The sequence below is a fragment of the Paenarthrobacter sp. NyZ202 genome, assembly GCF_049860755.1.
Taxonomy (GTDB): domain Bacteria; phylum Actinomycetota; class Actinomycetes; order Actinomycetales; family Micrococcaceae; genus Arthrobacter.
In genome coordinates this window covers 3859332-3881313 of sequence record NZ_CP187556.1, presented here as the reverse complement: position 1 = coordinate 3881313, position 21982 = coordinate 3859332, and the positions used below count along the sequence as shown (strand labels likewise).

Below are 21982 nucleotides of genomic sequence, written 5' to 3'. Positions count from 1 at the left end.
GATGTCCGTTTCTGCGTGCGCGGTAACTGTGGGCCCGCGCTTCACTTCGAGTCGAAAAGGATCATGGCTTTCATGCCCGCGCCCGATCCTGCGTAGTCCATGGCCTTCTCGATGTCATCCAGTGTGAAGGTCTCCGTGACCAGTGGCGAGAGGTTCAACCGGCCTTCTCCGACGAGCCGCAGCGAGGCGGCGTAATCGGAGTTGCTGGAGCCGGTGGTTCCCGTCAAAGTGAGGCCTTGGTAGTGGACGCGGTTGGTATCCACGGGAACCCGCTGGGCCTTGCCGAGGCCGGCGAAGAAGTTCACCCGCCCGTGCATGGCCAGCAGGTCCACCGCTTCAGCCTGGACTTCCGGTTTGGAAACGCACGTCAGTGCGACGTCCACGCCCCGGCCGGACGTTTCTTCCGCCACCACGGACGCCAGCTCGCGCTCGCCCAGGTTGACCAGGACGTCAGCCCCAACGGAGCCTGCGAAGTCGAGCCGTGCCTGGCGGTTGTTGGAGACGATGACCTTGGCGGCGCCGTAGAGCTTGGACAGCATCACGTGGCACGCCCCGATCGGCCCGGCTCCCATGACCAGCACGGTGGTTTCGGGTCCGACGTCCAGCTTGCTGATGGCGTTGTAGCAGCAGGACAGCGGTTCCACCAGGGCTGCCTCGGCATAATCCACGGTATCCGGAAGATGGAAGACGTTGCCGCGTTCAATGGCGAACCGCGGAATCAGGACGTATTCCTGGAAACCACCGTCCATGGTGATGCCGAATGCCTCGTAGGACGGGCACATGTTGTTGAGTCCCACCAGGCAGCTCGCGCAGCGTCCGCAACCTACGTTGGGGGTGACACTGACCCTGTCGCCCACGGCATAACCGGCAACTTCATCCCCGGCCGAGACGATGTCGCCGGCAAACTCGTGGCCGAGGACCCTCGGCGTTCCTTCCGGAAGCTTGAAGTGGCCGTTGGTGGCGATGCGGCGGTCCGTACCGCAAATGGATGCCGCGCGGACCTTGATGACAATGTCACCGGGTCCGGCCACCGGACGGTCAACCTCGTCCACAGTGATGGTGCCGGCGGAGTGGAGCCTTGCAGCCTTCACTGTGACCGCACCTCCTCCTGCGCTTCTTCGGAGACCGCGAACAGCACCTTGTTGTACCAAATGGAGCGGTCGGTGAGTTGCCGGAAAAGTCCCGGGGCCTCTTTCAAGGGACGGACGTGGCTGATGAGCTCCTCCACTTTCAGGTCTTTGCCCAGATGCGCGATAACCATGTCCCACTCACTGTGGCCCTTGGGGGTCACTTTGGCGTTCCACGTCCCGTAGAGGCGCAGTTCCCGGCGCAGCAGGGAGGATACCTCCGCCTTGGCCAAGTGGAGGTCCCCGCTCAAGTCACCGAGCAGCACTACCTGCCCCTGGACGGAAGCGGCGTCGATGGCCTGGACCAGTGCCTTCGGGTTCCCGGTGGCTTCCACGGTGATCTGCGGTCCCCAGCCGTCGGTGGCAGCCCGTGCGAGGTCGGCGGTGTCGCCGGTCCTCGCGTCGAGGACATCGAACCCCAGCCCGGACATGATCTCCAGTTTCCGGTCATCGATATCGGCCACAAGCACCCGTGAACACCCCAGGATCCTGAGCCACTGGGCCGCCAAGGCACCAATGGGACCTGCTCCGATCACCAAGGCCGTGGCGTGGGTAGGGATGTCCAGTTTGAGCATGGCGTGCAGGGCTACGCCTGCCGGCTCCACCATGGCTGCGTGCGTCAAGGGAGTATTTTCCGGGACACGGAAGATGCTCTTGGCCGGTACCCACATCCGTTCGGACATGGCACCGTGCCGTCGGGAGCCGAAGTAGTCGTACCCGGTGCCCAGGGCGTGTTCACCGATTTCGGACATCGGGTCCCCGTGCTGGTGCAGCAGGGGAAAGACTGCAGCGCGGTCACCGGGCCTGAGCCCGGAGTCCGTGGGGGCTTCCTCCACGATCGCGGAGAACTCGTGGCCGAGCACCAGCGGATAGTGGTACGCCTTGCCGTGGCCGTAGCGCAGCACGTCGGAACCACAAACCCCGACGGCGCCGACGCGCACCAGGACGGGGTCCTCGCCTACAGGCTCGGGCTCAGGGATGTCCTGGTACTCCAGGTCATTGAGTCCATTGAGAATGGCAGCCTTCATGACAGGCTAGACCTCCATGCCGTAGCGGTGTGCCTTGTGGGTGGGGTACAGGGCGATCTGCGGAATGGTGACGTCCGGTGTCCGGGTTGCCACGTAAAGGGTGATCTCGGCGACGTTGTCCACCTCGATGCAGCTGGCGTGGATGCCTTCCTCGATTTCCTTCTTGTCCAGCCAGCCGTCGATGTAGGCGGGAACATCGCCGTCGTAAAGGCCCTTGTCGATGATTTCGGTCATGGGGGTCTTCACATGGGACGGGTTGATGACCGTGACGCCGATCTTCTTGTCCTTGCCTTCCAGCAGGATGTTCTTGCTGAAACCCATGAGGCCGTGCTTGGACGCACGGTAGGGGCTGTGGCCCGGGCCGGAAGCGACGCGGGCCGACGAGGAACCCATGTTGATGATGCGTCCACCGTTCTCCTGCTTCTCCATGATGCGGAACGCTTCGCGGCACATCAGGAACACGGCGGTCAGGTTCGGGTTCAGGGTCTTGTTCCACTCGTCCAGGCTGACGTCCGTGACGGGCGGGGCGAGGGAGTCGCGGCCGGCGCTGTTCACCAGGAGGTCCACGCTGCCCCAGTTGGTTTTGGCCCAGGCGAAGAGGTCGATCACGGACTGCTCGTCGGTGACGTCGGCCAGGATGGAGTGGACTTCGCCGCGGCCGTAGCCGCGGATGCTGGCGGTGACCTTGTCCAGGCGTTCCTCGTCGATGTCCACCAACAGGACGTTGCTTTCGTTGGCGGCGAAGATGCGGGCCACGGCCTCGCCGATGCCGGATGCCGCGCCGCTGACGATTGCGACCTTGCCGCTCAGCGCCACGCCGTTCTGGGGGACGTATGTTTCACTCATTGTGGTTCTCCTTGTAATAGGTGGTTTTGATGGGATCGGTGGCCGTCAGGAGGACGCCACTGAAGGGGATGCCAGGCGCACGGCCTGGCTGGCTTTGCTGCGGATGTCGTCCCAGCGCCGGCCGGAGATGTCGGCCTTCGTGGCGATCCAGGAACCGCCGCAGGCGGCCACATTCGGGGCTTGCAGCCAGGCCTCCACGGTGGAGGCGGTGATGCCGCCGGTTGGCATGAACGCGACATCCGGATATGGCGCCGCAAACGCTTTGACGAGCGGCAGCCCGCCCACGGCTTCGGCAGGGAAAAGCTTGAGCAAACGGAGGCCGAGGGCCCGTGCGGCTTCAATTTCCGTGGGTGAGGTGACCCCGGGAATGATCGGCACACCTGCCGCCTGTGCCCTGCCAACCACCGCGGGATTCATCCCCGGCGAGACCAGGAAATGGGCACCGGCGTCGATGGCTGCGTCCACATCCGCTTCGGAAAGGACCGTGCCGGCACCTGCCAGCAATCCGGGCACGTCACGCACCATGCGTGCGATGGCCTCGGCCGCGGCCGGTGTCCTGAAGGTCACTTCAGCTACCGGCAGCCCGGCCTCCACCAGCGTGTGCCCCAAGGGCACAGCATCGTCGGCGTCGGCGATTTCGATGACGGGTACGATCCGAAGTCCACGGAGCGATTTTTCGAGGTCCATGTCAGCGTCCTTCCAGCTGTGCGGCGTGGTGGGCGGACTCGATGACGTGGCATAGGCCCACATCGGGGAGGGTCCATTGCAGGTCACCGGCCACCTCGCCAAGTTCGCGGGCGGCTTCCTCGCGGGACACCGTATTGAAGTCGAACAAGCCGAAGTGGTGGCCAACGACGGCGGGAATCGCCGCCTGCTTGCAGAGGGCCGCTGCTTCGTGAACTGTGAAATTGCCGGGAACGCCGTTCTGCAGCCTGTGCTTGTCGCGTCCGTTGATGGGCAGCAGGGCAAGGTCCACGGCGTGGCTACGGAGTAGTTCCGCTTGACCCTCATAAGGGACGCAGTCGCCGGAGTGGTAGATCCGCAGGCCGGCGATGTCCAGGATGTAGCCGAGGAAGACCGAATCGCCGTTGGCGTCGACTTCGAGCTCTTCATGGGCTGCCGGTACGGCCGTGACGGTCACGCCGTCGCCGAGGTCCACTACGTCCCCGGCGGTGACGGCACGCAGCCGGTCCTCGGGAACGTGCCGGGCCAAGGCCACCTCGCGCCGTGCCCTGGGCGCCACGAACACGGGGGAGTTGTGCGCCAGCAGGCCGGCGACCGTGTCCGGGTCCAAATGGTCCGTGTGGGCGTGGCTGTGCAGCACGGCTTCCACACCGCGCACCTCCGCCGGGTCCACGGGCACTGGCTGGAGCCGCGTGTGCGGGAACAGGGTTCCGGCGTACTTCTTTGCAAGGCTGTCCGAAAGGTACGGGTCCAGCAGGATTCGCCGCCCGGCATATTCAAAGGCGAAGCCTGCCTGGCCAAGCCACCAGAAGCGGAGGCGTCCGTCGTCGCCGGCTGCTTGGGTGAGATGCCCGACGTCGGGCCCGTCACTTTCGGCACGAACAGTGAAGTAAGCGTTCATCGGACGGCCAGCCGGGCTGGGAGTGCTTCGGGATCGTGCCCCTCGGGCGGTGTTTGCGCACCGGTCATCAGCGACACAGCGTCGTTCATGGTGATGTCCGTTTTCTGGACGCAGGCGATGCGGCGGCCCAGCCGTTGGACATGGATCCTGTCCGCTACTTCGAAGACGTGGGGCATGTCGTGGCTGATAAGGATGACGGGGATGCCGCGGTCCCGGATGCCCGCGATCAGGTCCAGAACTTTGCCTGATTCCTTGACGCCCAAGGCGGCTGTGGGCTCGTCCATAATGATCACGCGGCTGCCGAATGCTGCCGCGCGGGCAACGGCCACCCCTTGGCGTTGGCCTCCGGAGAGCGTCTCGACCGCTTGGCCGATGTTCTGGATGGTCAGCAGCCCCAGGTCGCCCATGATCCGGGCGGTTTCACTGCGCATTTTCTTGTGGTCCAGCATCCGCAGTCCCCATCCCAGCGGGCCGGGCTTCCGGATTTCGCGGCCAAGGAAGAGGTTCGCGGCGATGTCACGTGCCGGGGCCAGGGCGAGGTGTTGATAGACCGTTTCGATGCCAGCGCTGCGGGCGTCCAAGGGCGAACGGAACTTCTGCGTGGTGCCATCAACCTGGATTTCGCCTTCGTCCGGGATCAGCGCACCGGAGAGCGCCTTGATGAGGGAGGATTTACCGGCACCGTTATCGCCGATCACTGCCAGGACTTCGCCGGGGTAGAGGGTCAGGTCGGCGCCTGCCAGGGCGGTGACGTGACCGTACCGCTTCACGAGGTTCCGTGCCTGGAGGATAGGCTGCGTGGTGAGGGTTGGGTTCGAAGTCATCCTGCGACCTTTCGGGTCCACTGGTCCAGCCCGACGGCGACGATGACCAGCACTCCTGTAGTGAATACCTGCCAAAGGACGTCGACGCCTGCCAGGGTCAGGCCGTTACTGAAGACCCCGATGATGAGGGCGCCCAGGAGGGTGCCAAGGACGTTCCCGCGGCCACCGAAGAGGCTGGTTCCTCCGATGACCACAGCAGTGATGCTGGCGAGGTTGACGCCTTCTCCTGAGAAGGGGCTGACGGATCCGACGCGGCCGATGAGCAACCAGCCTGCAATGGCGCAAATGATCCCCGCCACGACGTAGACGCTGAGCAGTACGCGAGTGGTGCGTATGCCGCTGAGCCGGGCTCCTTCGGCGTTGTCGCCTACTGCGTAGATGTGCTCGCCCCACGCGGTGCGCTTGAGGATGAACGCAACAGCGACGAAGCTCAGCAACACCAGGATGGACCCGTATGTGACCGGTGCTCCGAGGACCCGGAACGTTTCGCCCGGCCACAGCAGCAAGTCCGGCAGGACGTTGGCCTTGATGGTCTGGCTGCCTGAAGCCAGCAGGTTCAAGGCCGTGAAGATGCTGAGCGTTCCCAAGGTGGAGATGAACGGCGGGACACGGAAACGCGTCACCAGGATGCCGTTGAGGAAACCGCAGGCAGCACCCGTCGCCAACGCAATAACCAGCGCGACGACGGCGGGAAGCCCGGCTTCGGCGGCCAGCTTGCCGGAGATGACGGTGGTGAAGACCATAACGGCGGCGACGGAAAGGTCGATGCCGGCTGTCAGGATGATGAGCGTTTGTGCGATGCCCACCATGCCGATGATCTGGACCTGCTGGAGGATGAGCGAGACGTTGAGGGGATCGATGAACCGTGGGCCCACCATCGCGGTGAAGACGACGCAAGCGAGGATCAGGACGGCCGTCGGCCCCAGGAGGGGGTGGGCGTGCAGTTGGCGCTGGATCTTCCCGAGCAACGGGACGGGTGGCTGGTCATCAAGGCGCTCGCCGACCCTGCGTTGGGCCGGTGCCTCGGCGTTCTTGACAGGCGCCGGGCTGCCGGGGGTCGCGGATACTGACTTCATTGTTGTACCTTCGCTGTTCAATGAACGGTGTGGTCTGGCTGCCTGGCTTTAGCCCCAGCAGTTCTCCAGGCCCCAGGAAGTGGGTTCGGAAGTGACACCGGGTGCGGCTTTGTCCGTGATGAGCGTGACGCCCGTGTTGGTGAAATCGAGGCCATCCGTGGTGGCGGGCTTGGTGCCGTCCTCCAGGTAACCGCTGATGGCTTGGAGCGCGTCGCTGGCCATCTTGATGGGGAACTGCATGGACGTGGCGCCGATTGCCCCGGCCTTGACGTCATTGACGCCCGGGCAGCCGCCGTCGATGGAAACCACCGTGACCTGCCCTTCCAAGCCGGCGGCCTTGATGGAGGAGTAGGCGCCTGCCGCGGCAGGCTCGTTGATGGTGTAGACGAGGTTGATGGTGCGGTCCCTTTGGAGGAGCTTCTCCATGGCAGCCCGGCCGCCGGCCTCGTTTGCGTTGGTGACTTCATGCCCCACGATCCGGGGGTCCTTTTCGTCGCCTATCTTGTTCTTGTCCGCGACATCCACGCCGAACCCCTGCAGGAATCCCTGGTTTCGCTGGACATCCACGGCAACCTGCGCCGGGCTGAGGTCCAGCATGGCGATCCTTGCGGGTTTGTTGGCAAACTGCGCTGCGGCCCATTGCCCGATCAATACGCCGGCCTGGAAATTGTCGGTCGCGAACGTCGCGTCGGCAGCATCTGTCGGGTTGGTGGGGGAGTCGAGGACTGCCACGAAGACTCCTGCGTCCCGGGCCTTCTTGATGGCGGGGAGGATCGCTTCAGAGTCTGAGGGGGCAATCATGATGCCCTTGGCGCCACGGGCTACAAGATTCTCGATCGCCTTGACCTGCGAGTCGTTGTCGCTCTGGCCCTGGCCGGAGAGGGACTGAAGGTCGAAGCCCAATTCCGCTGCCTTCTTCTCGGCACCCTCACGCATCTTCACGTAGTAGGGGTTGTCATCGGTCTTGGTGATGAGCCCTACGAGTGGCTTGGACTCGGCTGCGGAGGAGGAGCAAGCGGCCAGGCTTGCCGTGAGGCCGGCCGCGGCGATGAAGGCGGCTGCCTTGGCTGTCATTCCACGCCGTTGTGTACGAGCGGTCATTTCGAGGCCTTTCTGTCGAGAGAACTCTCTGCTGGGTGTTGGGGAGGGGGTGGTGTTGATCACAACCTTAGCAGGAATTTTCTACCAATCAATATAGCTTGGAAGAAATTTCCAAGCTCGGCTAGGCTGGGCCCATGTGTGGAATCGTTGGTTACGTCGGCAGGTCCGACTCAGTTCAAGCTCACCGGCAACGTGCCCTGGATGTGGTCATGGGCGGCTTGCGCCGCCTTGAGTACAGGGGGTACGACTCGTCGGGCATCGCCGTTCAATCGGCAGGCGGGGTCCATATCCGCAAGAAGGCCGGGAAGATCGGCAACCTCGCTGCGTTAATCGATGAATCGCCGGTTCCGGGCGGTGAGGTTGCAATTGGGCACACCCGTTGGGCGACCCATGGCGCCCCGACGGACGCCAATGCCCACCCCCACCTTGCTGATCGGGGACGGCTGGCAGTGATTCACAACGGGATCATCGAGAACGCTGCAGCCTTGAGGCTGTCGCTCTCCGGCGAGGGGCATGTCTTTTCCTCTGAGACGGATACCGAGGTGGCTGCCGCCCTGCTCGCGCAGGCGTACCGGTCCGCAGTCGATGACCGCGGGCCGGTCGCCGTCGATGACAGTGATGACCTGCTCGTTGGCGCCATGCGCAGCGCGTGCCGGCAGTTGGAAGGTTCCTTCACGCTCCTGGCAGTCCATGCGGGGCATCCCGGGCTGGTGGTGGCCGCACGGCGCAACTCGCCGCTCGTCGTCGGAATTGGGGACGGCGAAAACTTCCTGGGCTCCGACGTCGCGGCCTTTGGTGAATTTACCAGGCGTGCCGTTGAGCTGGGCCAGGACCAGGTTGTCGCCGTCACCGCGGACACCGTGGCGGCGACCGACTTCGACGGCGTACCGGTGCAGGTCACCGAAGTGGCAGTGGACTGGGACCCCGTGGCAGCATCCAAGGGCGGCCATGCTTCCTTTATGGCCAAGGAAATGCTGGAGCAGCCCGAAGCTGTCCGCCGGACCATCCAGGACCGCATCGGCATTGACGGATCTGTCCGACTGGATGGGTTGGGCATCGAGGAGTCCACGTTCGCCGGGATCAACAGGGTGGTGGTGGTTGCCTGCGGTACGGCATCCTACGGCGGGCAGATCGCCAAATACGCAATCGAGCGCTGGTGCCGGATACCGGTCGAAGTCGATCTCGCCCACGAATTCCGATACCGCACGCCCATGCTCGATGCGCGGACGCTGGTGGTGGCCATATCGCAGTCCGGAGAAACCATGGACACCTTGATGGCGGTCCGTTACGCCCGGGAGCAGGGCGCCGTGGTGCTGTCCATCTGCAACACGCAAGGATCGACGATTGCCCGTGAATCGAACGGCGTCCTCCATACGCTCGCCGGACCCGAAATTGCCGTTGCTTCCACCAAGGCCTTCCTTGCCCAGGTCACCGCCAACCTCCTCCTGGCGCTGTACCTGGCCCAACTTCGGGGCGGCGCATTGCGGGAGGAAACCTTTGCCGTGGCCAAGGAGTTGCGGAGAATCCCGGACCTGATCCAGCGCACGCTCGACCGTGCGGGCCGGATCAATGCCTTGGCCGCAGACTTGCGGGAGGCAACATCCGTACTCTTCATTGGGCGGCATGTTGGATTCCCGGTGGCTTTGGAGGGCGCCCTCAAGCTCAAGGAGCTCGCGTACATCCATGCCGAGGGGTTCGCGGCGGGCGAGCTGAAGCACGGCGCGATCGCCCTGATCGATGAGGGTCAGCCGGTCATTGTCGTCGTTCCGTCGCTCAGGCACAGCAGACTCCTGCACGCGAAGGTGATGTCCACCATCCAGGAGATCAAAGCACGCGGTGGATGGGTGATTGCCGTGGCGGAGGAAGAGGACGGGGTTGTTGCGGAATGGGCGGACGAGGTAATTGCTGTGCCGGAGTCCTCGCCACTTTTGGCGCCCTTGCTGACCACGGTTCCGCTTCAGCTCTTTGCTGCAGGCCTTGCCGCTGAAAAGGGACTCGACGTTGACCAGCCACGCAATCTTGCAAAGTCTGTCACGGTGGAGTAGTAAAGGGCCGCCCGCTGAGGTGGGCGGCCCTTTTGCCTTAGCTCCGCATGGAGGCCGGAAGTTCAGGGGTGGCCGCCTGTGTGTTGCTCAGGGACTGCAGCCGGGTGGCCACAACGCTGATTTCGGCGATGTTGGTCCGGGGTGGCAGGCTCACGGCGCAGTGGACGGCCTCGGCGATGTCGTCCGGGTGGATGGCCCAGTCCCGGACTTCCCGCGGCGGCGGGCTCGGACGGAGGTCAAGGATGGGGGTGTCCACGATGCCCGGCAGTATGCTGCACACGCGGATGCCATTGCCGTGTTCGTCCCTGGAAGCTCCTCGTGCCAGGCCCAGCAGCGCGGCTTTGGACGCGCCGTAAGCGGCGCCGCTGTGGTCCGGCCAGCTCGCGGCGATGCTGGAAATGATGACCACGTCCCCTTGACGTTCGCGCAACTGGTCAAGCGTTGCCGAGAGCAGCGTGAAGACACCGTAGACGTTGGTTTTCATGATCTGGTCGAAGCTCTCATCCGTGAGCTCTGCTACCCGCCGGCGCGGAACGTTGGTCCCTGCGGCGCAGACAAGGATGTCGATGGGGTCGGATTCCGCCAGATGTGCTGCGAGGCTCCGGGCGCCAGCAGTGTCGGAGACGTCCAAGGCGTGTGCCACAAAGCGGCCGTCGGCGAGGTGTCCAGGACTGACTTCGTTGAGGGCTTCCTGTCGACGTGCCACCCCGTGCACCCGGGCGCCGGCCGTGAGGAGCCGGCGGACCACGCTGGCGCCGATACCGCTGCTTGCTCCGGTAACAAGGGCTACTCTGCCCTCAAGATTCGTGTCCATGGGTCCTCCTTGCGCCTGGTTTGGCGTTTTCTTGTTCGGGAATTGGGCTGGGAGGCGGGGCCTTCCTGCCATTTTTCTAAATTATCACTTGACAGACATTTTGTCCGCATGGTGATGTTGATTGCAGAAAGTGAGCCTTCCGGCCCACATCCCGGCCGATTCTGCCTCGCCCAGAGGGGCAGCACATCGTGGCCGGGTCACTACCGAGTCCAAGCCACCTAACGTGGCTTCCCAACGCGGGAGCATTCAATGACGATTGTTGAGCAGAACGCAGCCCAGCAGGGGATCAGCCCCGAGCGGCTGCGTCTACAGCGCAAATCCTTGCTCGCCACCGGAGTAGGCAACCTGCTGGAATGGTTCGACTGGACCATCTACACCGTTGCCTCGGTCTACATCGCCGGCAGCCTCTTCGACTCCGGAAATCCCATGTCGGCGCTGCTGAGCACCCTGGCCGTTTTCGCCGTCGGCTTCCTCATGCGGCCCATTGGCGGGCTGGTCTTCGGCCCGTTGGCCGACAAATTGGGCAGGCGCAAGGTCCTGCTGACCACCATGTTCCTGATGGCAGGGGCCAGTCTCGGCATCGCCCTGATCCCGTCCTACGCCGCGATCGGGAGCTGGGCATCCCTGCTCCTTTTGCTGGCCCGTCTTATCCAAGGCTTTGCCCACGGTGGCGAGTCGACGACGTCCTATGCCTACATCGCGGAGATCGCGCCGCCGAAGCGGCGCGGCCTGTGGTCGAGCTCGGTCTTTATCGCCGTGGGGTCGGGTTCCCTGCTCGCCACCTTCTTCATGGCCATGCTGACGGGTGTGTTCAGCAAGCCGGAGATGATGGAGTGGGGATGGAGAATTCCGTTCGCAGCAGGCGCCCTGTTGGCTGTCGCAGCGCTATGGCTGCGCCGGGGCATGATGGAAAGCGAACACGTAGCGGGTGCTCCCGAAGCCGATGCAGCGCCAGCGTGGAGCAAGAAGCAAGTGGTTGCCGCCGGCGTTAAGCTGTTCCTGTATGAGGCCGGGGCAACCTTGACCTACTACACCTGGGTTACCTCGGCAGCCATTTACGCAATCGGAGTCAAGGGCATGGACCCAGGCCAGCCTCCGGCAAGCCCTTGGACCAGATCCAATAACTCCGCTCATCAGATACACGGACAGTTCCCGGCGGTGCCCCAGGCCCCCGGGAACTGCCGCATTCCGGAAGGAAAACAGTGAACTTACCGGCATCAGCGCCTGCCGCCGTCCGATCATCGACAGCCCCTCACAGCGTCACCGTTGGCATGAAGGACCTGCTCGCGCCCGGTGCGGGCGAGGTTCTTGTCCGCACCCAATACTGCGGATTGTGCGGGTCCGATCTTCACATCTGGAATGGCGACGACGGCTATGACTGGGTGCCCTGCGGCACCACTTTGGGCCACGAGATTGTGGGAACCGTGGTCCGCGATGGGCAAGGTTTTGCGGCGGGGGACAGGGTCACCGCGATCGCCCAGTCGGGGTGTGGGGACTGCCCTTCGTGCTTGGAGGACTACGCGAACGGCTGCGACGGAAAGGTCACCTTGGGCTTAACGCGCGACGGCGGTGCCGCGGCCTACGTCCGGATCCCGGCTTCCCAGTTGCTGGCCGTGCCCCCAGGAGTCCCGTCCAAAACGGCAGTTCTCACCGAGCCACTGTCCGTTGCCGCTCGCGCCGTCGCCAGCAGAGGCAGGATCACCTCAGAAGACGCCGTGGTGGTCAGCGGGCCAGGAACGATCGGCATTCTGGCAGCTCTGGTGTGCGGATATCTTGGGGCCCGCGTCCTCCTGAAGGGTACGGCGCGTGACGTCGCTGATCGTGCGCGCCTCGCGGCCCGGCTCGGGTTGGACTTGGTGGAATCAGTGCCCGGAAGTTTCAGGCCCACGGTCTGGATTGAGGCCGCCGGCGCGTCTGCCGCCCTGGATGATGCCGTAAGGGAACTGCCTGTGCGAGGCCGCTTGGTGATGGTGGCCCTCTATGGAGAGCCGCCCGTGCTCGCAGCCAACGATGCCGTGCGGAAGGAACTGGACATCATCACGAGCTACAGCTCACACCGGCCTGACTATGAACTGGCGCTGGCAGTTCTGCAAGCGCACCCGGACTTAGGGGAGCTGATGGTTGAGACCGTCCCGCTCGCCGATATTGCTGGTGCCTTCGAAAAGGTGGGCAGGGGCGCCTCCCCCAAGGTCGCCGTCGTGCCTTGAAGTAGTCTGGACCGCGCCGCAAACGTAAAAGGCCGCAGCTCCCGGGAAGCCCGGTGGCTGCGGCCCTCTTGTATGGTCAGTCAGTCGAATGTCCCGTCGATGGTAAGCCCGCCGTCTACCTTGACCACTTCGCCGTGAATGAACGATGCGTCCGGGGACAGCAGGAAAGCAATCACGGAGGCGATTTCCGATGGTTCCGCCAACCGGCCCAGCGGCGTGCGTCCCAGGAGGGTCTGCTCGCTGAGTGTGCCGTTCCGTAAGCCGCTGCGGACCATTTCGGTGTTCACATAGCCTGGAGCCACCGCATTGACGCGGATTCCATGCTTACCCCATTCAACGGCGAGGGTCCGGGTCAGGCCCAGCATTCCGGTCTTCGCCGTGGAATAGGCAGAGCGGCCCGGGAGCCCGAACGAGGAGCCCACTGAGGCGATGTTCACGATCGAACCGCGGCTGGCTTTCAGCAGTGTAAAGCCGGTCTTCGCCATCAGCATGGAACCCGTCAGATGGATGTCCAAAAGACGCCGCCACTGGGCGATGTCCAGCTCTTCAGCGGGTTGCCGGAGGATGTTGCCGGCGCAGTTGACCAGGCCGTCCAAACCGGCGGTCTCCTGGGCCACAGAGGCAAAGAGGCCTTCCACGCTGGTCTCGTCCGCTACATCCACGCCGAAACCGAGATGGGGTGCGTACGTTGGTGCTATGCGGTTGAGTTCCTCGGCGAGATCTTTGGCGGCCCCCTCGTTGAGGTCGGCTAACAGTACGCGCCAGCCCCTTTCGGCCAGGGTATGCGCTGCACGGGCGCCTATTCCTTGGGCGCCACCGGTGATCAGGGCAGTACGTGGTTTCATAATGTGCTCCTTTGTGACATCGGTTGCGCCTTAGGCCACGCCAAGGCGGAAGTCTTCTTCAGGGTCTTGGACTGGCACCGCCGGCGCGCCGGAGAGGCTGCCGAGTGCCGTCGTTGTACGTGCCACGGCCAGGGCGCCCCAGGCAGCGGACCTGGCCAGCGCTTTCGAGAAAGACCACGCACGGTTGCGCGGCCCGTTCGGGCCTTCGGGTTCCGAGCAGGCCTCGCTCAGGAATCCGGCCAGGGCGGCGTCTCCGGCGCCTGTTGTATTGACCACCGGGGTCCTTGGCGCCCGGGCCCAGAGAACACCGTCGGGTCCAGATCCAATGAGCCCGTCCGCCCCCATGCTGGCCAGGACCGCCCCGACGCCGGCCCGCCGGAGCGCTTCGGCCGCACGGACTACGTCGCCGACTGTTGTCAGTTTCCTTCCGGAAAACGCTTCAAGCTCGGGAACGTTGGGTTTGACCAGATCAACGAGGCCTGTGGCGGCCCAGCGGCTCAGATCGGGGCCGTTGACGTCCAAACAAATCTTGGTGCCGACAGCCCGCGCCTCACGAAGGAGCCAATCAAGATCGGCCGGTTGGCCGTCCTCCGTGACCGGCAGGGCACCTGCAACCACAAGCCAGTCGGCTTCCAATGCCAGGACCTCCCGCAGCGTCGCTTCGCAGATGGACCGCCATTCCCCCAGGGGCAGCATTCCGGGGCGCTGGTTCGCATTGGTTGTGGTGCCTCGGGAGTCCACCAGCACCGTGTTGACCCGGAAGGACGTGGAAACGGGAACGGTTGAAACCGGCGCCGACACCGACTGCAGAAGTGCAGCCTTGGTCCTGTCCGCTTCGCTGGCAGGGATCACGGCTATGGTGGGGTTGCCTGCCAGATTGAGGGTGCGCGCAACGTTGATGCCGTTGCCGCCCAAGCCCTCCTCGACGGCGGTCGCACGGTTGACCTTACCGGGAACCAGGTCCCTGAAAAAGTACACGCGGTCAACAACGGGCGACGGCGTCAGCGTCACCACCCGCTGCTGGCGCAACCTGGGTGGGGCGGTCGTGACGGGGTGGTCGCCACCACGGGACCGGTAGACCAGACCGCCGCGGGTGGTTCTGTGCGTGAGGCTGCTCATGCTGTTTGCACCTGCGGCTAGTCGTCAGCCAAGGCGTGCCGGACCTGCTCGGCCACCCTCTGGGCTGATAGGCCGTACTTGTCCAGCAGGTAGGCATTGGGGGCCGACTCGGACCAGGAATCCGCCAAACCCAATCGGGTGACGGTTTTTCCCAAGGTGGTGCTGGTTACCAACTCGCTTACCAAGCCACCAAGGCCTCCTATGATGCTGTGCTCTTCGATCGTGAAGATCGGTGCCGGTCCGGAGAGTGCGGACAGGAGAGCGGCTTCGTCGACGGGTTTTAGACAGGGAACGTGGACGACGCGGACTTCGAGTCCTTGTTCGGTCAAGAGCCCTGCGGCATCCATCACCCGCGAAGTCTGAACACCCGTGGACACCAGAATGGCGTCGCTTCCTTCGCGCAGTACATGAACTTCTCCGGGGGTAAAGGCGTGGCCGGGATCGAAGACGTCGGCCACCGCGTCGCGGGCGAGACGGAGATAGACCGGACCGTCGTAGTCCGCCGCCCACCGGATCGCTGCCTCCGCTTCCGCCGGGTCGGCAGGGGCGATGACCGTCATGCCGGGCATGGCTCGCATGATCGCGAGATCTTCGATGTCTTGGTGCGTTTTGCCGCTGCTGCCGTTGAGGAGGCCCGCATAGGAAGCCGCAATCTTCACGGGTGCACCGGTTTGGGACACGAGCATACGGATAGGGTCCAGGGCACGGTGGGTCAGGAAGACTCCGAAAGTGGACAGCCAGGGCCTGTAACCAAGCGTTGATAGGCCAAAGGCCACACCTACCATGTTCTGCTCAGCGATGCCGATCTCAAAAAAGCGGTCCGGGAATGCGTCTGCGAACAGGTCGGCCTTGGTGGAGGTGGCCAGGTCGCCGTCAACCAGGGCCACCCGGTTGTCGCTGCGGGCAAGGTCCACCAGGGTCTGGCCCCAGACATCGCGTTGTGCTTTCACTTTGCTTCTCCTTCGAATGACTGGCCGAGTTCTGCAGCGGCAATGGCCAGCTGTTCCGGGGTGGCAACCCCGTTGTGCCACTTGTAGGTTCCCTCCGTAAAGGAGATGCCCTTGCCCTTGATGGTCTTTGCAAGGATCACGGTCGGCTTGCCCGAACCACGGGCCGCGCGGACCTGGTCGAAGGCTCCCTGGATCTCATTGAAATCGTGTCCGTTGATGCTGACCACATTCCACCCGAAACCATTGAAGACGCCCTCAAGGTCCACCCCTGCCCACGGGTTTGAGCGGTCGAAGCGGTCGCCGTCTTCGGTCACCGGCCACCCGTATTGTTGGAGGCCGTTCAAGTCGATGATTGCGGTGAGGTTATCCAGCTTGAAGCGCCGGGCTGTGTGGACTGCCTCCCATACCATTCCCTCTTCCAGCTCTCCGTCGCCCAGCATCACCCAAGTGTGGAATCCGGCCCCGAGCTGCTTGGCCGCCATAGCCATCCCTGCCCCCGCCGAAAGGCCCTGGCCCAGCGACCCGCTGGACGAGTCGACCCCCGGTGTGAGTTTCATGTCCGGGTGCCCTTGGAGTCGGGAACCGCCCTGATCGAATGTAGCCAGTTCCTCGAGGGGAAAGTAGCCGCGGAGTGCCAGCACGGCGTAGAGCCCGATCGCGCAGTGACCTTTGGACAGGATGAAACGGTCCCTCGTTGGATCGTCTGGTTGTTGGGGGTCGATGGCGAGCTCATTGAAGTAGAGCGACACCAGCAGGTCCATGGCCGAGAGCGGGCCGCCGATGTGACCCGCCTTGGCTTTGGCGACGGTTTCGACAACGTGCCAGCGGCCGGCGGCCGCCAGTTGCTGGAGTTCGGCCGTGCTGGTCCGGGTTGCGTTCGTATTCGACATGACTTGTCCTCGTTGATCGTGTCAGCAGTCTGTACGCAATTATTATCGTAGAACGGACTGTAAGTCCATCCTACGATAAAAGCTAATTGCTCCTGATGAGGACTTTGACGGCACCAGTGCCGGAACGAGCCTCCGCGAAAGCTTTCGCTACGTCGGCAAGCGCATACTCCGAGACGGGAATGTCGGCCAAGGGCAGGACGCCGCGGCTGATCAGCTGGACGGCTCCGGCGAAATCGTCGGGCTCATAGACGCGCACCCCGATGATTTCCTGCTCGGCGAAAGCCAGTTCCCGGAGGTCCACCCCCGTCGGGCCGTGATGGACGGCCACAATGACTATCCGACCCCGGACGGGTGCCACTTCGGTGAGGCGCGGGGTGACGCTGTGGTGGCCCGCGCAGTCAAAAACGACGTCGGCGCTTCCGTCGTGATGCAGGCGGGCCACGGGCGCTTGGTCGGGGGTGAGGGCGGTGAGCCCGAGAGACTCGACCACCTGCCGGCGTCGTTCGCTCGGTTCGACTATGCCAACCACCACGGCGCCCGCGTGCCGCGCGACCAGCGCGACCAGAATCCCGATCGGTCCCGCGCCGAAGATGAGTACGCGATCCTGGGTGGCAACCCGTGCCCGATGCACGGCGTGCACGGCCACCGCGAGCGGCTCCGCGAGGGCGGCCTCCCCGGCGGGAACCGGGCCCGCAAAGGGGGTAATGTTCGAGATCGGCACTGCCATGAGTTCTGTCATCGATCCCGGAGCGTCAATGCCGAGTAGCCTCAGGTTTCGGCATACGTGGGGAAGTTCCATTGCGCAGGCTCCGCAGTTGCCGCATGGCAGGAGGGGGTTGACTGCCACCATGGTGCCTGTCGGCAGGCCGCTACGGCCCGGCCGCTCGATGATCCCGGTCATCTCGTGTCCCATGACCAAGGGAAGTACAGCGCGGGGGTGCGCGCCATCGACAATGGGAAAGTCCGATCCGCAGATGCCTGTGTAGGTGATGCGGATCAAGGCCTCATCGGGTCCTGGTTCAGGTGGCGATACAGGCTGAATGGCAAACTGACCCGGTCCTGTGAGAACTGCCGCGCGGCTCTTTGTGGCTGCGGGACTGGTGATGGTGGACATTGCGACTCCTTTTGCTTCGGGTGTTTAGGGCGGTTGATGACTAAAATTATCAATGAGCAGACATTTGGTCCACAATGCGAGAAGATGAGCAGGTCGCCATGCTTGCGTCTCGGGGCGCGCCTTCCGTATCGTGAGTCATGGTCTTTGTCCGCTACGTGAGAGGTTTCCAATGTCGGAAGCAACAGACCCAACCGGCGGAATGAACCTCGTCACCAAGTCGGCCGCTGTGCTCCAAGCAGTCGCCGACGCCGGTGAACTTACGGTGGGCGAGTTAGCGGAACGCACCGGCGAACCGGCGAGTTCGTTGTACAGGCTGCTATCGACGCTCCAAGGAATCGGTTGGGTGGAGGATGGTTCGCGTCGCGGAAAAACGCGGCTGGGCATCGATTTCATTCGCCTGGGGGCCAAACTCGAAGCCCAACTGGATTTGCGGGAGTTGGCACGTCCCGAGCTGGAAAGGCTGCACACGGCGACGGGCCAGACGGCATTCCTCTGCATACGCCGGGATCTTCGGGCAGTGTGCATCGACAGGATCGACGGCCTTGACGTGCAGATTCACAATCTCAGGTTGGGTGAGTCCATGCCCCTGGGGCAGGGCGCCGCGCCCAGGGCCATCTTGGCGTTTGAATCGGATGAAGTCGTGGAGCGTTACCTGCATGAGCTTCCCGAAGACGAATTCTTCGGACCCGTGGCGAAGAACGCCGATGATCTCCGCCGTCGTCTTAAAGAAACAGCGGCCGACGGCGTCGCCGTTGCCCACAGCGACTGGGGCCAGGGAATCGGCGGCGTTGGAGCTCCGATCTTCAACCACGCCGATGTGGTTGTCGGGGCCTTATCCATCAGCGGCCAGACCCACAGGCTCTTTCACAGCGGATATGACCCGGTGGAAATGGTCATGTCAGCCGCCGCGGCGGTCAGCCGCGCACTGGGAGCTACGAGCACGGCACTCGTCCCCGCCAAAGAAAGCGTGCGCCTCTGATGTCTCCCAAGCCTATTAAAGTCATGGCCAACAGTGCCGATCTGCTGAACGCACTGGCAGATCAAGGACCCCTGGGCGTCGCGGACATTGCCGATGCCATCTCCATGCCGCGGCCCAGCGTCTACCGTCTGCTGGACGCGCTGGCCCACGTAGGCCTGGTCACGGTGCGGGAAGACGGGCGCGCCCAGCTTGGCACCGGGATCCTTCACCTCGCCTCTGCGGCCCTCAACGGAATTCCGGAGGTCGGGGCGGCGCGCACCGTGATGCAACGGCTCAACGACCTGACCGGCCAAACCGTTTACCTCTGTGCCCTCCGGGACAGGCGAATAGTCTGCCTGGACTGGGTCGAGGGCACCAAGGTCACGCTGATGTTGCTCAAACCTGGAGGAAGCCTCCCGCCCCACGCCGGCGCGACTTCCAGGGTGATTTTGGCTTACGACGATTCCTTGAGGAGCCAGGTCCTGGACACGGTGCCCCTTCAGGAGTTCACGCCCCTAACGCTCACCAGCGCCGAACAGTTGGAGGCCGATGCTGCCCTGATCCGCGAACGTGGCTACAGTCTGTCTGACGAAGACGTAACCATTGGTGTTGCGGCGCTTGGGGTTCCGTTGTTCGACTCCAAAGGCCTCCTGCGGGGAGCCCTTTCCGTCGCTGGGCTGCGGGACGACGTCCTGCCGCACCAGGCGGAGTACGCGGACGTGCTGCGCAAAGCTGCCGACGAAGTCGCGCCAAAGCTCTAGGCGCCTGTGTTTCTGGCCCAGCTGACCGCGACCTTGGCCGCCCCCTCTTCCGTCCGTTCAACGTCCACCACGATCTCGGACTCGGCAGCCCCCATATCCCGGATCTGCTGCTTGTAGTCCTCGATATGGGCTTGCAGCGACTCTTCGGTCCATTCACCCGGACGCATCCTCGTGGAGATTTCCACTGGCTCGGCCTGGGGCACAAGAAGCTCTTCGGGCTGTTCGGCTGTGGTTCCTGTACTTTCCGGTGCGTGTGCCGTTGATCCGTGGGGCGCACGGCGTTTTAGAGCCTCAGGGTCTCCGCCGGGGGCCATCATGCGCCATGCGAAAAAACCGCCGGCAACCCCGGCGAGCAATCCGGTGGTGATCAACCACAGGGCGCGGCTGGTGCGTCGGCGGGGTCCAGAAACAAAAGTGCCGGGTTGGTTGGAATCGGTACTGAATCGTCGTGTCACGGTACCCAGCTTTCGGTTGGCGAGGTCACTGTCCTTTCGCTAAGCATACTTAGGGTGAGCTGTCGCCCAAACCCCCGCCGCCTTCGCACCGCGACCACAAGTTCCTTCAGGACCTGTGGATAGTGTCCGGAATTCGACCGATAATGAAGTCAAGGCACGGCAAGCAGCCGCACGTGCCGATGGCTGGAGCGTTGGCGCCGCAGGCGTGGAGTGCTCGTGTAGTGAGGATGATTCCGATGTCGTTATCGGATGAGGAGCGCAGGAGGCTGGAAGCGCTTGAGCGGGATCTCGCTGCAACGGATCCCGATCTGGACCTCCAACTGAAATCCGGTCGTCTCCGGGGGACAGCCGTCCGCAACGCCCTGGGCGCGGGGTCGATGCTGGCCGGCTTTGCCTTGGTCATCACCGGAATCATTACCCAACTGGTCATTGTGGGAGTGGTCGGTTTCCTGCTGGCCGGCACCGGCGCCTATGTGATTCTCAGCCGCCTCGTGTTCCGGCGGAGAGTCCGCATGAGCGATGAGGGCCAAAGCGAGCAAGGCCTCAATGGCAGGTCCGGCCAGTAAAGTCCTTCAGTACGTCTCGGGTGGGACCTCGCCACCCGACGCCTGCTCGGTGGGCTTCACCGGGGCAGGTTCCCCCGGCGGCATCAACATCCGCCAGAAAACCACCGCAGCCGCACCGATACCTGCGGCTGAAAGGAAGATCAGCCAGCGCGCAGGCCGCGACGGGCGGGCCGGCGCAGCGCCAAACCGGGCTGCGCTTCTGCTCAATGCCTGTGTCCTCCCGGCCTGCGAGCGCAGCGCCCGGCTTGCCTTGACCACGGCCTTCGCAGCAGTTCGTCGGGCTTTCCTGGCGGATTTGCGGTTACCGGTGAGCGTAAGCACCACACCATGGACCACGCCGGGAACGTCGGCATGGTTGATGCGGCCCAAGGCCCACCTCACCACGGCATCTGTTTGTGATGACGTTCCCTCCGCCGCGTGCCTTACCCACTCGCCTGCAACGTCCTGGACTGCGGGAATGATGTCTTGAGCTTTATACACGTGAACCCCTCACGTCGGTTGATGGCCCCGTTGCCAGCCTACGCTGCCCTTTCGGCGGCGAACAGGCGGCGTTCCTCAGTTGCGGACTACGGCGGCCAGTTCGACTGGTCCTTCCAGGCCTTCCCACCTGCCCTGCAGCGTGAGCTCGTGGTGGAGTTCAGGTGCTGCCACGGAGGCGGAAGACAGCTCAGCGGGGACGTCCACTACCCGGGCGATCTTCAGTCGGAGTCCTCCTGCATCGATGACGGTCACTCCGCTGCCTGAAACCGGCGCCGAGGCGCTGACGGTGGGGACACCGCCGTCGAGCGTGCCGCTGCCTTTCACCGAAACCGTGCTGGGCCGCGGTTCCAAGGTGCCGTTGTTGTCCACGAATTGCTCCGCCTGTTCCTGGCCGGTGAGGATGGCTGTTGCCAGGGCTTTGACGTAAACGGGGTCGGCACAGGCGTCGTACACCCAGCGTTTGCCCAGCACGGAGTGCTCCATGGTTCCGACGAGCCATTCCTCGGCGCCGGCCAGTTCGTAGCCCCGGTAGCTGAGAGGGATCTGGTAGATGCGGTCGCCTGCGGCAACCACATGCGTCTCAAGTCCTACCTCCCCGGCGGGATCGTCAAAGCGGTACGCACCCACGAGTTCCGGGGTGCCGTCCTGGATGAACCACGGCTGCTTGGGCAGGTAGCCTGCGATGAGTTCGAGCTTGGTGGGGGACAGGGTTGCTTTGTGAAGGATCGCCATGGCACCCAGCCTAGGGCAGCCCGGCGGGGCATCCGAAGTCAAAGCGGCACACGCGGCTCAACACTCTGACTACAATCAAAGGGACGTCGACCACTGAGGGAAACATGAAGAAACTCACCACTGTCCTGATCGCTGCCGGGCTGCTTGCCACGGCCTCCGCCTGCTCTTCGCCGCAGCTGACCACCGCTGAAACCTGTGACCGGGTGGGTGTCGCCGTCGCCAGCCTCCCGAGCAACGCCAGCAAGACCGCAACCATCCGTGTTGCCAATGCAATCCGTCCCATCGAGCCCGTAGCCTCCGAGGACATGAAGCCCGTGGTCAAGGCAATCCTTGAATACTCGGACGAGATGGTGAAGGACGAGGACCACCGCGACGAAGCGAAGATGGGCGAACTGTCCGCTGCCTACCAGGAAGCCGGCACCAAGTACGGCGAACTCTGCCGCGGCTAGCACCACCCAC

24 protein-coding genes are annotated in these 21982 nt (G+C 63.9%); 7 read left to right on the top strand and 17 right to left on the bottom strand.

Going from position 1 to position 21982, the window contains the following annotated elements; translation table 11 throughout:
• Positions 1-41: 41 nt before the first annotated feature.
• From ACPFL9_RS18005 to ACPFL9_RS17970, 8 genes are read right to left on the bottom strand one after another with little or no spacing between them, the layout of a single operon-like run.
• Entirely contained in the window at positions 42-1091 is a 1050-nt protein-coding gene (locus ACPFL9_RS18005) for a zinc-dependent dehydrogenase (protein ID WP_426004302.1), read from the bottom strand.
• The gene (locus tag ACPFL9_RS18000; RefSeq protein ID WP_426004301.1) at positions 1088-2155 is read right to left on the bottom strand and encodes a galactitol-1-phosphate 5-dehydrogenase; all 1068 of its coding nucleotides are present in this window, start codon (positions 2153-2155) and stop codon (positions 1088-1090) included. The genes ACPFL9_RS18005 and ACPFL9_RS18000 overlap by 4 nt, the downstream gene beginning before the upstream one ends.
• A gap of 6 nt (positions 2156-2161) precedes the next feature.
• On the bottom strand, positions 2162-3001 hold the full coding sequence (locus ACPFL9_RS17995) for an SDR family oxidoreductase (RefSeq protein ID WP_426004300.1): 840 nt from the start codon (positions 2999-3001) through the stop codon (positions 2162-2164).
• 45 nt (positions 3002-3046) lie between these two features.
• Complete coding sequence (eda, locus tag ACPFL9_RS17990) at positions 3047-3688, bottom strand: bifunctional 4-hydroxy-2-oxoglutarate aldolase/2-dehydro-3-deoxy-phosphogluconate aldolase (RefSeq protein WP_426004299.1); 642 nt, start codon at positions 3686-3688, stop codon at positions 3047-3049.
• 1 nt (position 3689) lies between these two features.
• Positions 3690-4586, bottom strand: a complete 897-nt coding sequence (locus tag ACPFL9_RS17985; protein ID WP_426004297.1) for an MBL fold metallo-hydrolase — start codon at positions 4584-4586, stop codon at positions 3690-3692.
• Entirely contained in the window at positions 4583-5410 is an 828-nt protein-coding gene (locus ACPFL9_RS17980) for an ATP-binding cassette domain-containing protein (protein ID WP_426004296.1), read from the bottom strand. The genes ACPFL9_RS17985 and ACPFL9_RS17980 overlap by 4 nt, the downstream gene beginning before the upstream one ends.
• A complete protein-coding gene (locus ACPFL9_RS17975) occupies positions 5407-6486 on the bottom strand; it encodes an ABC transporter permease (RefSeq protein ID WP_281449793.1) in 1080 nt (359 codons plus the stop codon). Before ACPFL9_RS17975 ends, ACPFL9_RS17980 begins: the two co-directional genes overlap by 4 nt.
• Positions 6487-6534: 48 nt before the next feature.
• Entirely contained in the window at positions 6535-7587 is a 1053-nt protein-coding gene (locus ACPFL9_RS17970) for a substrate-binding domain-containing protein (RefSeq protein WP_426004295.1), read from the bottom strand.
• 134 nt (positions 7588-7721) lie between these two features.
• Between ACPFL9_RS17970 and glmS the strand changes: the two genes are divergently transcribed.
• The gene (gene glmS, locus ACPFL9_RS17965) at positions 7722-9632 is read left to right on the top strand and encodes a glutamine--fructose-6-phosphate transaminase (isomerizing) (protein WP_426004294.1); all 1911 of its coding nucleotides are present in this window, start codon (positions 7722-7724) and stop codon (positions 9630-9632) included.
• Between the two features lie 37 nt (positions 9633-9669).
• On the opposite strand, the gene ACPFL9_RS17960 is transcribed toward glmS, so the two are convergent.
• Complete coding sequence (locus ACPFL9_RS17960) at positions 9670-10446, bottom strand: SDR family oxidoreductase (RefSeq protein ID WP_426004293.1); 777 nt, start codon at positions 10444-10446, stop codon at positions 9670-9672.
• A gap of 249 nt (positions 10447-10695) precedes the next feature.
• Between ACPFL9_RS17960 and ACPFL9_RS17955 the strand changes: the two genes are divergently transcribed.
• Entirely contained in the window at positions 10696-11652 is a 957-nt protein-coding gene (locus ACPFL9_RS17955) for an MFS transporter (RefSeq protein WP_426004292.1), read from the top strand.
• The gene (locus ACPFL9_RS17950; protein ID WP_426004291.1) at positions 11649-12653 is read left to right on the top strand and encodes an alcohol dehydrogenase catalytic domain-containing protein; all 1005 of its coding nucleotides are present in this window, start codon (positions 11649-11651) and stop codon (positions 12651-12653) included. Before ACPFL9_RS17955 ends, ACPFL9_RS17950 begins: the two co-directional genes overlap by 4 nt.
• Positions 12654-12733: 80 nt before the next feature.
• Here the strand turns inward: ACPFL9_RS17950 and ACPFL9_RS17945 are convergent, their stop codons facing one another.
• From ACPFL9_RS17945 to ACPFL9_RS17925, 5 genes are all read right to left on the bottom strand, one after another.
• A complete protein-coding gene (locus ACPFL9_RS17945; RefSeq protein ID WP_426004290.1) occupies positions 12734-13498 on the bottom strand; it encodes an SDR family NAD(P)-dependent oxidoreductase in 765 nt (254 codons plus the stop codon).
• A 30-nt stretch (positions 13499-13528) separates the two neighbouring features.
• Entirely contained in the window at positions 13529-14617 is a 1089-nt protein-coding gene (locus tag ACPFL9_RS17940; RefSeq protein WP_426004288.1) for a 1-phosphofructokinase family hexose kinase, read from the bottom strand.
• 17 nt (positions 14618-14634) lie between these two features.
• Positions 14635-15567, bottom strand: a complete 933-nt coding sequence (locus tag ACPFL9_RS17935; protein WP_426004287.1) for a transketolase family protein — start codon at positions 15565-15567, stop codon at positions 14635-14637.
• Complete coding sequence (locus tag ACPFL9_RS17930; protein WP_426004286.1) at positions 15564-16457, bottom strand: transketolase; 894 nt, start codon at positions 16455-16457, stop codon at positions 15564-15566. Before ACPFL9_RS17930 ends, ACPFL9_RS17935 begins: the two co-directional genes overlap by 4 nt.
• Before the next feature lie 82 nt (positions 16458-16539).
• Positions 16540-17571 (bottom strand): zinc-dependent alcohol dehydrogenase, encoded by a 1032-nt coding sequence (locus ACPFL9_RS17925; RefSeq protein ID WP_426004285.1) that lies wholly within the window; start codon positions 17569-17571, stop codon positions 16540-16542.
• Between the two features lie 169 nt (positions 17572-17740).
• Here ACPFL9_RS17925 and ACPFL9_RS17920 point away from each other — a divergent pair, with 169 nt between their 5' ends.
• Both ACPFL9_RS17920 and ACPFL9_RS17915 read left to right on the top strand, forming a co-directional pair.
• The gene (locus tag ACPFL9_RS17920) at positions 17741-18550 is read left to right on the top strand and encodes an IclR family transcriptional regulator (protein WP_426004284.1); all 810 of its coding nucleotides are present in this window, start codon (positions 17741-17743) and stop codon (positions 18548-18550) included.
• A 23-nt stretch (positions 18551-18573) separates the two neighbouring features.
• On the top strand, positions 18574-19290 hold the full coding sequence (locus ACPFL9_RS17915; RefSeq protein WP_426004282.1) for an IclR family transcriptional regulator: 717 nt from the start codon (positions 18574-18576) through the stop codon (positions 19288-19290).
• Here the strand turns inward: ACPFL9_RS17915 and ACPFL9_RS17910 are convergent.
• Positions 19287-19745 (bottom strand): hypothetical protein, encoded by a 459-nt coding sequence (locus tag ACPFL9_RS17910; protein ID WP_426004281.1) that lies wholly within the window; start codon positions 19743-19745, stop codon positions 19287-19289. The two genes, ACPFL9_RS17915 and ACPFL9_RS17910, sit on opposite strands and share 4 nt — an antisense overlap.
• A 236-nt stretch (positions 19746-19981) precedes the next feature.
• Between ACPFL9_RS17910 and ACPFL9_RS17905 the strand changes: the two genes are divergently transcribed.
• Positions 19982-20311: a DUF3040 domain-containing protein gene (locus ACPFL9_RS17905; RefSeq protein ID WP_426004280.1), complete on the top strand. Its 330-nt coding sequence runs from the start codon at positions 19982-19984 to the stop codon at positions 20309-20311.
• 6 nt (positions 20312-20317) lie between these two features.
• On the opposite strand, the gene ACPFL9_RS17900 is transcribed toward ACPFL9_RS17905, so the two are convergent.
• Both ACPFL9_RS17900 and ACPFL9_RS17895 read right to left on the bottom strand, forming a co-directional pair.
• Positions 20318-20791, bottom strand: coding sequence for a hypothetical protein (locus ACPFL9_RS17900; protein WP_426004279.1), 474 nt, complete (start codon positions 20789-20791; stop codon positions 20318-20320).
• Between the two features lie 75 nt (positions 20792-20866).
• Entirely contained in the window at positions 20867-21523 is a 657-nt protein-coding gene (locus tag ACPFL9_RS17895; RefSeq protein ID WP_426004278.1) for a CG0192-related protein, read from the bottom strand.
• Positions 21524-21627: 104 nt separating this feature from the next.
• Here ACPFL9_RS17895 and ACPFL9_RS17890 point away from each other — a divergent pair, with 104 nt between their 5' ends.
• On the top strand, positions 21628-21972 hold the full coding sequence (locus ACPFL9_RS17890) for a hypothetical protein (protein ID WP_426004276.1): 345 nt from the start codon (positions 21628-21630) through the stop codon (positions 21970-21972).
• The last annotated feature ends 10 nt before the right edge of the window (positions 21973-21982 follow it).

Coding starts and splice junctions, on each gene's coding strand:
- ACPFL9_RS18000 (WP_426004301.1), bottom strand. CDS start 2,155: ATGAAGGCTGCCATTCTCAATGGACTCAATGACCTGGAGTACCAGGAC.
- ACPFL9_RS17995 (WP_426004300.1), bottom strand. CDS start 3,001: ATGAGTGAAACATACGTCCCCCAGAACGGCGTGGCGCTGAGCGGCAAG.
- eda (WP_426004299.1), bottom strand. CDS start 3,688: ATGGACCTCGAAAAATCGCTCCGTGGACTTCGGATCGTACCCGTCATC.
- ACPFL9_RS17985 (WP_426004297.1), bottom strand. CDS start 4,586: ATGAACGCTTACTTCACTGTTCGTGCCGAAAGTGACGGGCCCGACGTC.
- ACPFL9_RS17980 (WP_426004296.1), bottom strand. CDS start 5,410: ATGACTTCGAACCCAACCCTCACCACGCAGCCTATCCTCCAGGCACGG.
- ACPFL9_RS17975 (WP_281449793.1), bottom strand. CDS start 6,486: ATGAAGTCAGTATCCGCGACCCCCGGCAGCCCGGCGCCTGTCAAGAAC.
- ACPFL9_RS17970 (WP_426004295.1), bottom strand. CDS start 7,587: ATGACCGCTCGTACACAACGGCGTGGAATGACAGCCAAGGCAGCCGCC.
- glmS (WP_426004294.1), top strand. CDS start 7,722: ATGTGTGGAATCGTTGGTTACGTCGGCAGGTCCGACTCAGTTCAAGCT.
- ACPFL9_RS17960 (WP_426004293.1), bottom strand. CDS start 10,446: ATGGACACGAATCTTGAGGGCAGAGTAGCCCTTGTTACCGGAGCAAGC.
- ACPFL9_RS17955 (WP_426004292.1), top strand. CDS start 10,696: ATGACGATTGTTGAGCAGAACGCAGCCCAGCAGGGGATCAGCCCCGAG.
- ACPFL9_RS17945 (WP_426004290.1), bottom strand. CDS start 13,498: ATGAAACCACGTACTGCCCTGATCACCGGTGGCGCCCAAGGAATAGGC.
- ACPFL9_RS17940 (WP_426004288.1), bottom strand. CDS start 14,617: ATGAGCAGCCTCACGCACAGAACCACCCGCGGCGGTCTGGTCTACCGG.
- ACPFL9_RS17930 (WP_426004286.1), bottom strand. CDS start 16,457: ATGTCGAATACGAACGCAACCCGGACCAGCACGGCCGAACTCCAGCAA.
- ACPFL9_RS17925 (WP_426004285.1), bottom strand. CDS start 17,571: ATGTCCACCATCACCAGTCCCGCAGCCACAAAGAGCCGCGCGGCAGTT.
- ACPFL9_RS17920 (WP_426004284.1), top strand. CDS start 17,741: ATGTCGGAAGCAACAGACCCAACCGGCGGAATGAACCTCGTCACCAAG.
- ACPFL9_RS17915 (WP_426004282.1), top strand. CDS start 18,574: ATGGCCAACAGTGCCGATCTGCTGAACGCACTGGCAGATCAAGGACCC.
- ACPFL9_RS17905 (WP_426004280.1), top strand. CDS start 19,982: ATGTCGTTATCGGATGAGGAGCGCAGGAGGCTGGAAGCGCTTGAGCGG.
- ACPFL9_RS17895 (WP_426004278.1), bottom strand. CDS start 21,523: ATGGCGATCCTTCACAAAGCAACCCTGTCCCCCACCAAGCTCGAACTC.
- ACPFL9_RS17890 (WP_426004276.1), top strand. CDS start 21,628: ATGAAGAAACTCACCACTGTCCTGATCGCTGCCGGGCTGCTTGCCACG.